The sequence below is a fragment of the Pseudomonas graminis genome, assembly GCF_004364335.1.
Lineage (GTDB): Bacteria > Pseudomonadota > Gammaproteobacteria > Pseudomonadales > Pseudomonadaceae > Aquipseudomonas > Aquipseudomonas graminis_D.
Map to the genome: position 1 here is coordinate 430,765 of NZ_SOCR01000007.1, position 11,484 is coordinate 442,248.

6 protein-coding genes and 1 pseudogene are annotated in these 11,484 nt (G+C 59.5%); 1 reads left to right on the forward strand and 6 read right to left on the reverse strand.

Going from position 1 to position 11,484, the window contains the following annotated elements; translation table 11 throughout:
• Window positions 1-16: 16 nt before the first annotated feature.
• From EC919_RS15995 to EC919_RS16020, 6 genes are all read right to left on the reverse strand, one after another.
• A complete protein-coding gene (locus EC919_RS15995) occupies window positions 17-484 on the reverse strand; it encodes a hypothetical protein (RefSeq protein ID WP_133775398.1) in 468 nt (155 codons plus the stop codon).
• An 86-nt stretch (window positions 485-570) separates the two neighbouring features.
• Window positions 571-1,071: an SUKH-3 domain-containing protein gene (locus EC919_RS16000; RefSeq protein ID WP_243842270.1), complete on the reverse strand. Its 501-nt coding sequence runs from the start codon at window positions 1,069-1,071 to the stop codon at window positions 571-573.
• A gap of 136 nt (window positions 1,072-1,207) precedes the next feature.
• Window positions 1,208-1,549, reverse strand: coding sequence for a hypothetical protein (locus EC919_RS16005; protein ID WP_133775399.1), 342 nt, complete (start codon window positions 1,547-1,549; stop codon window positions 1,208-1,210).
• Window positions 1,546-6,195 carry an RHS repeat-associated core domain-containing protein gene (locus EC919_RS16010; protein WP_133775400.1) on the reverse strand — a complete coding sequence of 1,550 codons (4,650 nt, stop codon included), beginning with the start codon at window positions 6,193-6,195 and terminating at the stop codon, window positions 1,546-1,548. The genes EC919_RS16005 and EC919_RS16010 overlap by 4 nt, the downstream gene beginning before the upstream one ends.
• Entirely contained in the window at window positions 6,192-9,032 is a 2,841-nt protein-coding gene (locus EC919_RS16015) for a type VI secretion system tip protein VgrG (RefSeq protein ID WP_133775401.1), read from the reverse strand. The genes EC919_RS16010 and EC919_RS16015 overlap by 4 nt, the downstream gene beginning before the upstream one ends.
• A 487-nt stretch (window positions 9,033-9,519) precedes the next feature.
• Window positions 9,520-10,869, reverse strand: coding sequence for an APC family permease (locus EC919_RS16020; RefSeq protein ID WP_133775402.1), 1,350 nt, complete (start codon window positions 10,867-10,869; stop codon window positions 9,520-9,522).
• A gap of 90 nt (window positions 10,870-10,959) precedes the next feature.
• Here EC919_RS16020 and EC919_RS16025 point away from each other — a divergent pair.
• Window positions 10,960-11,297: pseudogene (locus EC919_RS16025) on the forward strand (UDP-glucose 4-epimerase GalE); the annotation flags it as partial.
• Window positions 11,298-11,484 lie beyond the last annotated feature (187 nt).

Below are 11,484 nucleotides of genomic sequence, written 5' to 3' on the forward strand. Positions count from 1 at the left end.
CCTTTAACCCTTTTATTTACGTTAGCGCGTATTTACCTACCCGAAACTCAAAAAGATCTTCATTATAGCTTTCGGTGTAGTCAATAGTGATGTCTGTACCAAGGTCAGTGCTTATGAGTCTCACCTCATCGCTTTGATGCTTGTTGAAATCGAACTCCATATTTAAATTGAAATTGCGGACAATATATGCGCCACAATATCGCCAGTCCTCGTCCATCAGCAGATAATAATCGCCACCCACCGCTTTTGATAAGCAATGCTTCAGGCATTCATCCAGAACGGAGAATTCAGCATATTCCGAAGATATCTTTTCATTTTTTCCTAGCGTGTTAATTATATTATCTGTCTCAGCCAGACTCAGAAAGAGTCTTTCTTCTGGGGCGGCGCCGAGAAGGAATTTTAGCTTTTGTTTATATCTTTCATGGAGGCTGTTGCCTTGAGCCTTCTTGTACAGCAATTCTCTTTTATAAGGATCAATAATCATTGGCGGCATTTTTCAATGTAAGAGTTAAAGGGGTCCGTCCCCTTTAACCCATCGATATTTTCTGCCCCCAACGCAGGGCAGGTCTTTCATAGGGTGCCGGTGCAAAAGATCGGTATCGCGCCTGGCGTTGCGAGTTGCGCCCGCTCACCGGTCTTACGCCCAAATATCAAGTTCTCCATGGCTTGAACAAAGCCCAGTCCCTGTATCCAAAGCCCGTCGTGGATGAGGCTCATGAGGTAGCAACAACCCTTTTCGTCCACCAACAGCGCGCCGTGGCCGTGATGGACTTCGGCGATGCTCACCAAGGTAGTGCCCAGGCGTTGCTCCCACTCAAGGAAATCTTCGCTTCCATGCAGGTGTTCAAATGTGCCAAAGACGACATCACTGGTAGCACACTCCTCTCCTGAGCCGCAGATGCCCACTTGCACCCCGGCAAGCTGTTTAAGTAGAGCAGCGGCAGGATGGTTGTGTGGAACGTAACGCGGTAGTGGTACGGTGGAAGTGCTGGGCCAGCCTGCGGCAAGAAACAGTGGGCTCAGGCTTTCAGGGAGTTCGATCAGCGGGGGTACGTTCAGTGTGTCGGTCACGATTTTACCAAGCTGCTAGTGGGGGATATAAAGAAAAAATAAACGAGTCTGCCCCATTCGAACCCGCTGGAATCGGATCGGATTAGTCAGGCCGACTTCTTCGGCGAATTCAGAGAGTTAAAGGGGTCCGTCCCCTTCAACTCTGTACTGTTGGAGGATGCTTAAGACGAAAGGCCTTATGTAATGGAACTTCATCATCTTGCTCCCCGCCCTCTAAGCACCTGTATTGTTTGGTGTCAATTGCAGCCTTCAGCAACTCGTATAAATTCGGGGATCGAAAGCCCACTTCGAGCCAGAGTGAATTAGAGTCCTCTAGCGTTAGTCTCACATCATAAGCTGCCTCGCTTTTCACACTCAGTTCTTTTAAGTAAATACATTCGCCATTTTCACCAATGTATGCAGTACTGGTTTTCACCGAGTCAAGGACATGGCGAGCTGAAAGCGAGTCCTCGAATACTAATTTGAATTCATAGCTCATAATCCGTGTGGTCTCCCCCGGACAATAGGTAAATCTTTAGGGTTACGAATACCAATATGGTACTTATCTGGATCGGTTGTTATTTCCCCTTTATCGTCAAGCTGGTTTTCCGATGGGTCCTCTTTGTGTATGTGCGCATTGTTACCTGACTTGTAGCGGCAAGGGTTCTGGTTCCCGTATTTGTGAACTCGCACCTCGGATCCGTCCTTATGAGTCCACATTTCATTCACACCGTTATCCTTTGTTTTTGAGAATCCGGCGCTTTCCAGCATTACTCCTGCTCTGGCAACGCTCCGACCTTTCATTCTTGGTAGATCTGAGGAAGCTGAAAGTCCCAGCGGGTCGATCCAACCTGTGGGATTCGGCACGTAGTGATAGAGGTTTAGCCCACCACTGTAGCCAATCGGATCCTTGCTGATAAACCGGCCGACCCTTGGATCATAGTACCGATGCCGGTTGTAGTGCAGGCCGGTTTCGGGGTCGTGGTATTGGCCCTGGAATCGGATGGGGTTGGTCAGGCCGATTTGTTGCGCGAACTCCGAGCGCTGTTCTTGCGCTTCTCCCCAGGCTTTGTATTGCGCGCTCCAGGCGGTGTGGCCGTTTTGGTCGGTGATTTCCTGCGGGGTGCCGAGGTGGTCGCATTGGTACCAGGCGAGGGCGTCGATGGGCAGTGCGACCGGCTTGTAGTTCCAGAGCGGGTCTTCTTTGAAGTTGTAGCGGCCCTCATAAGTCGGCTGGCTGACGAGGCGGATTGTTTCGTGGCGGATGGCCTGGGCCACCGGGACGAATGTGCCGGGCTCGTGGATGTAATGCACCGTGCGGCCGAGAGCTCCGGCGTATGGCGGGGGGCTGCTTTCCCAGGCGAGGTTGTCGCCATCCCATCCGTACAGGGTGAAGCCGCAGCCGAGCTCGCGCTCCTTGCGGGTGTGTTCGTTTTCGTTCCAGCCGGTGCCAGCTTCCGGGCGCGGCCGGTAGTGGGCTTTGGAGAGTTTGTAGAGGCGACGTCCGAGTGGGTCGTAGCCAAAGTCGACGGTGAGGCGTGGATCGCGGAAGTGCACCAGACGATCGAAAAGGTCCCAGTGCAGTTCACTGCGCAGGCCGTTGGTCCAGCGCTCTGTCTGGTTGCCGCGTTCGTCGTATTCGTAGTGGTTGCCGGCGTAGTCGCGCAGCAGGTTGTCCACGAGTTTATGGCGGACAGGTTCGGGGTCGAGTGGGCGGCGGATGGGCGCGGCGCTGTCGTCGAGCAGGTTGCTGGCAGGGTCGAAGGCGAAGGTTTCGGTGCCCAGCCGGCTCGTGGCGCTGAGCAGGCGGCTGACCGGATCGTAGCGATACGAGAGCGGACCGCGACGGCTGTCATTGATATCGGTGAGTTGGCCTGCGGCGTCGTACTGGTAAGCGCGTTTGATCAGGACGGATTTGTCGTCGCTGCGTCCGAGTAGCTGTTCGTGGAGGCGTCCCGCCGGGTCCCATTGCTGGGTTTGGAGCAGGTTGTTGCCCTGATGGCGGGCGACTTCGCGATGCAGGTCATCGCGTTCGTAACTGAGCAGTTCGTGCTCGTCCAGCTTCAGGCCCAGCAGATGGCCGCTGCCATAGGTGAGCCAGCTGACCCGGTGGCCGTCCGGGCGGATGGTCGCGACGCGGTGATTGAGCGCGTCGTACTCGTGCTGCCAGACCGCAACCAGTGGTTTATCCAGATTCGAGTAATGCTGGTGCTCGCGCAGCAGGTTGCCCGCTGGGTCGTGAAACCATTGCAGCTTGCTGGCGGCGTTGGTCGCCATGACCAGATTGCCGTTGCCGTCATAGGCAAAGGTTTCGCTTTGGGATTTCTCTCCAAGCGTGGCGCGGCGTTCGGTCAGGCGGCCCATCGGGTCGAAGGTCAGTGCGATGGTGCGCTGGCCGTTAATAGTCTCGGCAAGGCGCCCGGTTTCCGGGTCGTACTGGTAACGAGTGCTGCGCCCGTCGAAGCCGCTTTCTTCCAGCAGCCTGCCCACAGGGTCGTAATGAAAGTGCGCGCGCCGCTGGTTTTCGTTTTCCAGCGAAACGAGGCGCCCGAGTTTGTCCCACCGGTAGCGCAAGGTCTGTTCGGCGGCATCAACGAGTTCGGCAATAAAACCCGCAGCGCTGTAGCGCCAGTTGGTGCAGCGTTCCAGGCCATCGGAATGGGCCAGCAACCGACCTTCGGCGTCGCGGCTGAAGCGTTCTTCGGTTTTGTCCGGGTGCTTGATAAGGACCAGTTGACCGGCTTTGTATTCGTACGTGGTGCTGTGGCCTGCCGGATCAATGAAGCGGATCATCTGGCCGCGATCGTCGAACTCCCAAGCGCTGACCTTGCCCGAGCAGTCGGTGTACTTAACGAGTTGTCCGGCGTCGTTGTAGGCCAGGGCCTTGGTGTTGCCGTTGGCGTCCTTGATCGCTGTAGGAAGGCCAAACGTGTTGTAGGTGTATTCGGTAACGTTCTCTAGCGGATCGATCGCTTCAACCAGATTCCCGCGATGGTCGTAGTTCCGTTTCCACAGCCCGCCCTCGCCATCGCTGATCTTGATCAGATGGCTTTTATCGTCGTAGGCGTAATTGACGACGCTGTGATCAGCACGAGTGTGTTCAGTCAGATTGCTGAGCTTGTCGTAGCGATAGCGGTCGGTGCTGCCGTCGGTGTGGACGTGACGAATGATGTTTTTCGCGGCATCGCGGAAGAACCACTCGGAACGGCCATCGGCATGGCAGATGCGATAGGTGTAACCCAGGCTGTCGTAGTAGTGATGAGTTTCGTAGCCGAGCGCGTCAGTGACATAGGTGAGACGAATGTTTTCATCCCACGCCAGTCGTGTATCAAAACTGCCGTCGTCGGCCCATTCGCGCACGGCCTTGGCGTCGGCTCCAGTGCCTAGCCATTGCAGGTTCAAACCACGATTGGTGCGGTCGGTGTAACGAGTAATCAGGTGGTGCTGATACTGGTAGCGCCAGGCCGAACCGTTTTCGTCCTGAGCTAAAGTGAGATCGCCAGAACCCTCGTATTGATACGCGCACAGTTGGCGTTTGACGTCGCCATCACGGATTTCCCAAACACCCGTCAGACGCCCCTGATCATCGATCAACGTGCCAAGGCGCAAGTGGACTTTACGGGCGTCCTTTTCCCGATAAGTGACCAACTCAGAGAGCACCAAACGCCCACCGTGGCGATGCTCGTAATGCAGCATCACCCCGGCGCCGTTGGGCAAAACCTTGTTGATCAGAACAAAACGATCACCCCGCCGAAGATATGTCTCGCGGTGATCAAGCCCACGCATCAGCGATAGCCGATCTTTGCTGAGGCGAACGACGGTCAGATTTTCAATGGCGTTGAAGTGAAACAGTTTGACCTTGGGAAGAGGGAACTCATGGCTGCGACCGTCGAAGTCATGAAACACCAAGCCGTCATCGACACAGTCAAATCGGGTGGTAAACGGCGTGATCCAACGCGCGCCGATGACGTCATGATCGTAAGCATCCAGACTCGAACAATAGGTCCGCGTCCATTCGATTGGAAACGGCCCGGGCAAACTGAAATCGGTATGACTGACCGACTCCGAGCCCATCGCAAAACTGATGCTCCTGACCGTAGAAGCACAGGCGCAGTTTTTCTGCTCATTGGGCCGCCCCTTGGCAGGCTTCTCGAACTGAACAACCTCAAGCTTCCCTTCGCCGGCCTTGCGCTTGGCCTGATTAACCATCCCCGGTTTGATGTTGAACGACTGGCCATGCCCGTTGCGCGACCGCCAGGTGACCACCGCATCACCCAGCGTGAGCAGGAGCGAACCAATGGAATTCTGAACCCCAGGATCCGCCAGACGATTGATCTGATCCCGAAGCTTCGGGCCCAGTGATCGCAACGAAGCCGCCTGTCTGACCACCTCCGTCTTCACCGCGTCTGGCACCAAATGCGCGACGGCTCCATTAACCGCACCCTTGCCCGCTGCAGCGCAAACATCCGCCGCCGCCGCAAAGATATTGCTGATCGCCGCTTTAGGATCGTAGGCCCAGAGATCGCCTGCGGCCTGAACCAACTGCTCGGCCTCAAGCACATCGGCCCTGGCGTTCAGGTCCGGGTTGACCAGCTTTTCAAGACCGGCAGCGATCTCAAAAAGCACGCCCTCCCCCAGCTTCCCGGCATCCTCAAGAATCCCGGGAAGCTTGGCCTGCGCCTGGGTCACGAAGTCATCAAGCGTCCCGACGATGTCCGCGTTGAGGTGCCCGATCAGCACCTCGATCAGCGAATCCCCCAACACCATCTTGCCCGCCTGACGCATCTCTTGGCGTACCAGAAACAACGTCGGCCGCAGGCTCATCCGCGCTGCCGCCATGGACGGCGGCGTCGGCAATACGCCAATCAGATTGATGCCCAGACTCACCCAGTCCAGCGGATCGCGCTTTTCGCTCGTCGCCAGCCGAACGATGTCATTCAGCGCGTCCATCAGCGCCATGACGTTGCCCACCACCGGCAAAAAACCGGCAGCGCTCTTGATCCGCTCAAGGGAAACAACACCGCCGCTGATGTCGCGCAGCCAGGCATCGACATTGGCCGCACCGGCCCCGACGTCCTCAAGCTGAATCAGATCAAGCGGAACGATCGCAACCTGAGCTTCGCGCGCCCCAATTACCGCGCTCATGAAGGCGTCCTGCCGTCCAACAGGCCCGCCATCTCAAGCAAGCCCTCGTCGACCGTCGGCGCTGGCAGGCTCGGAAGCTTCCCGCTTTTGATGATCCCGGTGAGCAGGCGTGAAGCCATCGGCAGAGCCGCAGTCGCCAGCGCCGGCGAACCCAAACCCGCCGCCCCAACGTCAACCGCGGCCGTCATCACCTGCGCAACATCCCAGATCTTGCTCGGCAGCCCTTCGGTCACCGCCGCCTCTAACGGCGCCGCTAACGCCCTCGCACTCGGCGGCATGACCGGCCATTCGGGCTTGCCGATAAAGCTGCCCTCCGTCCAGGTGTCCGCCGGGTCCTTGCCGAAGGCCACCCTGCCAGGCCCGGGTGCAGCGCCGGGAACGGTCGCGAACCCTTTGGCGTCAAGGGACCCTTTGAGCCGCTGGCCCAGAGCATCGATCACCTCGAAGCCGCCGCCCTGAATCCCTTGCTGCCCCGCGTACTGGTTGAACAACTCAAGGTCGCCCTGCCCCGGTTTCGGTGGCTCGGGGAACACGCCCGCGAGGTTTTTCGCCGACGTGTAGGCAAAGTTGGCCGCGTGGGCGGTGTACGGGCCGGTGGTGACGTGGGTGATGCCGGCGGCGTTGTAGGTGGTGGCGCTGCCCCCGCCCTGGATCACCAGCTCGGTTTTCGCGGTGAGGGTGATGCGCTCGGCATTGGCGGTGATGTTGAGTTTGGCCAGCAGGTTGATGCTGTCCTTGAGGGCGCGCACGTCGATGTCGCCGGAGGCCGCGACCAGACGCCAGCCCAGGCTCTGCACGAACAAGCGCATGCCCTGGCTGGCGCTGGCCAGCAGGCGTTTACCGACGGAGAAGCTGGTGTGCCCCGTGCTGCTCAACGCCAGGTGTTCGCCGGTGGCGATGTGACTGGAGCGCGGCGTGGTGAGAGCGATGCCGGCCGGGCTGGCGAGCACCAGATGCGGTTCGGTGAACTCGGGAAACTCGTTGGCGCTCTTGTTCGCCGGGCCGCTGCCAAGCACGCCCTGATGCTGCGCGTGCAGGGCTTTGGCGACGTCATCCTGATCGCCGGGCTCCTGGGCTTGCAGTTCCTTGGCCTGCAACGCGAAGCCGTCCTGCTGATCGGCGGCAGTGGCCAGGCGTTCGGCGGTTTCCGGCAGGTCCTTGTGATGCTTCGACTCGTTGGGACGCGGCTCGGTGGTGATCAACAAACCTGCCCCGGCGCGCACGGCGCCGTGACGGTCGGTGCGCAGCTCGAAACCTTCGCCCCTGGGCTGACCGCCGGCAGGCCGCGGATGGGTCAGATAGCCGAGGTTGATGGCACTGGCGCCATGATCGCTGCGCAGCGCAATGCTGATCTCGCTGGTGGTGTCGTCGATGCGCAACTCGTTGGCACGGCCGCCCTTGTATTCCTTGCTCTTGACCGTCGCCACGGTCTTGAAATCGGGCAGTTTGTACGGCGGTAGATGGGCGCCGTGGTACAGGCAACCGGTGATAAGGGGCTGGTCAGGGTCGCCTTCGAGGAAGGTGATCAGGACTTCCATGCCCACCCGCGGCAGGTTGATTGCACCGAAGTTCTGGCTGGCCCAGTTCGAGGCCACACGCATCCAGCAGCTGGTTTTGTCGTTGTGCTGGCCTTCGCGATCCCAGAAAAACTGCACCTTCACCCGGCCGTACTGATCGCAGTAGATCTCTTCGCCTTCGGGCCCGGTGACCACGGCGCTTTGTGTGCCCGGCACCTTGGCTTTCGGATGCTCCAGCGGTGGCCGGTAGTGCACGTCCCACGGCGTCGCGGTGAAACGGTTGCGATAGCCCTGATGGAAATCGCTTTTCAGGTCAGTGACGTCGCTCGTGATGACTTCTTCCAGCACCTGTGGCTGCTTGCCCTCGTGGAAGACCTCGGTCAGCAGCCACAGGTCATTCCACACGGGGTTGGCATGCCCGGTCAGGGCGAGGAAATGACCGCTGACCAGCCGTGGCTGATCGCTGCTGCCTTCGGCCAGACGATAGTCACTGCGATGGCGCTCAAGGGCACGATTGGCCAGGTGCCGGCCACGTTCGCGATCGGCGAAACGGCCGGGATAATCGTAATCTTCCAGCTCCGGGATGACTGCGCTTCCGGCGCTGCTTTCCAGCTGGAAATTCGGCTTGGTGAAATCGTAATCGCGCCGAGTGGTGCGGCTGGTGCGGGTGTTCATGCGCAGGCCGAAGCGCTTGATCACCCGGGTGTCGGCGACCAGCCCGGTGTCCTGCTGATAGAGCACCGGCGCCAGTTTCGGGAACACCGTCTGGTCATCGCCGAACACCAGCAGATGGCCCTTGGCGCTGTGCTGAAAATGAAAGTGGATACCTTCCTCTTCGCACAGGCGCTGGATGAAATGCAGATCAGACTCGTCGTACTGCACGCAGTAGACGCGCTCGGGGTAGGTCGCCCCGAGCTGGAAGCGGTAATCGATGGAAAGGATGCCGTGCTCTTCAAGGACCTGACTGATGATCTGCTGCACCGTCATCTGCTGGAAGATGCGCTGGTTGATCCGGTGCGCCAGGTAAGCCAGCTGCGGTCGCAGGGAAATCCGGTAGCGGGTCAGACGCTTGCCGGCATCCCCCTGGGCGATGCTGTAAGCCAGCCCGTGAACCCCGGTGCCGTCCTCGGCCAGCTGCAGAAATGTCTGCCCGTGAAGCAGGGTTTCAAGGTCGAGGGCGGCCTGTTCGCTGACCAGCTCCAGCTCGAACTCGAACGGTTGGTTGAGGCGCTCGCGGCCAGTGAAAGACAGCACTTGAAACAGCGTGTCCTGCCCATTGAGGGTCAGGCTGAATGGGGCTTGGTTGGCCGGTGCGAACATCCCTTGTTCCTTATGCGCTGTGGCGGCCGACGTCGATGCAAAGGGGGCGATCGGCGGCTGCAAATGCGTGGAAGGACAGCGAACCACCAGGCGTCGGTGGTGCTCTCCGCGGTCTGAACACCGCGACCGGTCAGGGTTGATCGCGAATCCAGAGGACGACGGAGATATCAAGGGTTGTGCCAGAAGGCGTGCGGCCCTTATGGCACAAGGATTTGCGGGGATTTCTTGCGGGGAAAGGGTGAAGTTTGGTCACCCATCACGGTGAACGTGCGCAAGAAGTTGCGCACCCCTGCGCAACTTCTTGCGCACTCCTCGGCAGGCGGCAAGTGACGTGGCTTGCAGGGCACCAGACAGGCAATGGGGGACGATCGAGTGCGCAATTTCTTGCGCATGATGGCAATGGAGAATCACACATGAAGGGCGAGGTATGGACGGTTGTTCCAGCGAGTATCGGCGACGTCGCGCCGCCCATACTCATGGCGCCGGATCAGTACTCGGCGTCTGGGTCCGCCAGATGGGTATTGAACGCAGGCCGCGTCCCGCCCACTCGCGCAAGGAAATACAGCGCCACCCCCACCAGCATCAGCGCACCGGCACGCAGCCAGGTTTCGGCGCTCTGTTGCGTCAGCAGAATCAGGCACGAAATGATCGCCAGCACCGGCACCCATGTCGGCACGCGGAAGTGATCGGCGTCGACGATGTCCTTGCGCAGGACAAGCACTGCCAGATTGGTGCTGATGAACACGAACAACAGCAGCAGGACCACTGTTTCCGCCAGGGTTGCCAGCGAGCCGGTCAGGGTCAGGATAATCGCGACCAGCGAGGTGGCGACGATAGCCACCCACGGCGTCCGCCGCTCCGGCAGCACTTTCGACAGCGCCTGTGGCAGCAGACCCTGGCGCGACATGCCGTAGGCCAGACGGCTGGACATGATCATGGTCAGCAGCGCGCCGTTGGCTACGGCCACCAGCGCAATGAAAGCGAACAGCTTCGGCGGGATGCCCAGATGGGACGCTTTGACCACTTCCAGCAGCGGCGCCGAGGAGTGCACAAGTTGCTCAATGGGCATGACGGTGGCGGCTGCAATGCCGACGCCCATGTAGATGGCCCCGGCGATCAGCAGTGCACCGAACAGCGCGCGGGGGTAGACCGTGCGCACGTTGCGCACTTCCTCCGCCAGATTGGCCGAGGTCTCGAAGCCCACGAACGAATAAAACGCCAGCAACGCAGCGCCGAGCACGGCGAATGCAGGGTTGACGCCTTCCTTGAATTGCACGGCGCGGGACAGGTCCGCATCGCCGGAGCGGAAAAACCAGGCAGCGGCAACGATCACCAACAACAGGCCCGAGACTTCAATCACCGTCATCACCAGATTGGCGGACAGCGATTCCTTGATGCCGCGCGCGTTGAGCAAGGCGATGACCACCAGAAAGATCAACGCCACGACGTGAGGTGGCAAGTCGATAAAGGGCGCCATGTAATCGCCGGCAAACGCCAGGGACAGCCCCGCCGCGCTGGTCACGCCGGCTGCCAGCATGCAAAAGCCCACCAGAAACGAGATCAACGGTGACTTGAACGCCTTGCCGGCAAACACGGCAGAGGCGCCGGCGTGGGGGTACTTGGTGACCAGTTCGGCGTAGGAGCCAGCAGTAAGCATGGCGAAGCACAGGGCGATGAGCAGCGGCACCCAGATCGCCCCACCCACTTCACCGGCAATGGTCCCGGCCAGGGCGTAAACCCCGGCGCCGAGTACATCGCCGAGGATGAACAGCAAGAGCATGGGACCGGTGACCGCGCGTTTGAGTGCTCGGCCTGGCTGAGGTGGAGATGTGTTCATGGGGGGCTCCGACAGTGCTGGGATTTGGAACGTGTGGATTTATGTCTGACCCGACTGGCGACGGGAAGTCGTTTTAAATCTATCTGGCGTCGTGATTATATTCATGTGGTGGATCTGGCCGAGGGGCATGTGAAGGCGCTGGATGCGTTGCGCGGTCAGCACGGTGTGAGTATCTGGAATCTGGGGACGGGTCTGGGTTATTCGGTGCTGGAAGTGGTGCGGGCATTCGAGAAGGTGTCGGGGGTGGTCGTGCCACTGGTGTTCGAGGGACGGCGGGCCGGGGATATTGCGCGGTGTTGGGCGGATCCTGAAAGGCATTGAGCGAGCTGGGCTGGAGTGCGAGGCGTTCGCTGGAGCGGATGCTGGCCGATGCCTGGCGGTGGGAGTGTCATTTGCATGAGGACGAGGCGGTGCCGCTTGTCAGCTGACGCTTTGGATCAAGATCAAAAGCAGCGCAAACGCTTCTCGGTTGAAGCCGGTCCTACGGGGGAATTGCGGTGCCCTTGTAGGACCTGCTTTAGCGGGACTGTCAGATTTTTTGTGTGCGGGCCGGTTACGGCCTGCCGTTAGGCAGGCCGTGCTCTTACCAGGTCGGCCTGATAAATCGATCTCCGT

Excerpts from the sequence above, each read along its gene's own strand:
- EC919_RS16010 (WP_133775400.1), bottom strand. The coding sequence starts at position 6,195 with ATGAGCGCGGTAATTGGGGCGCGCGAAGCTCAGGTTGCGATCGTTCCG.
- EC919_RS16005 (WP_133775399.1), bottom strand. The coding sequence starts at position 1,549 with ATGAGCTATGAATTCAAATTAGTATTCGAGGACTCGCTTTCAGCTCGC.
- EC919_RS16020 (WP_133775402.1), bottom strand. The coding sequence starts at position 10,869 with ATGAACACATCTCCACCTCAGCCAGGCCGAGCACTCAAACGCGCGGTC.
- EC919_RS16015 (WP_133775401.1), bottom strand. The coding sequence starts at position 9,032 with ATGTTCGCACCGGCCAACCAAGCCCCATTCAGCCTGACCCTCAATGGG.
- EC919_RS15995 (WP_133775398.1), bottom strand. The coding sequence starts at position 484 with ATGATTATTGATCCTTATAAAAGAGAATTGCTGTACAAGAAGGCTCAA.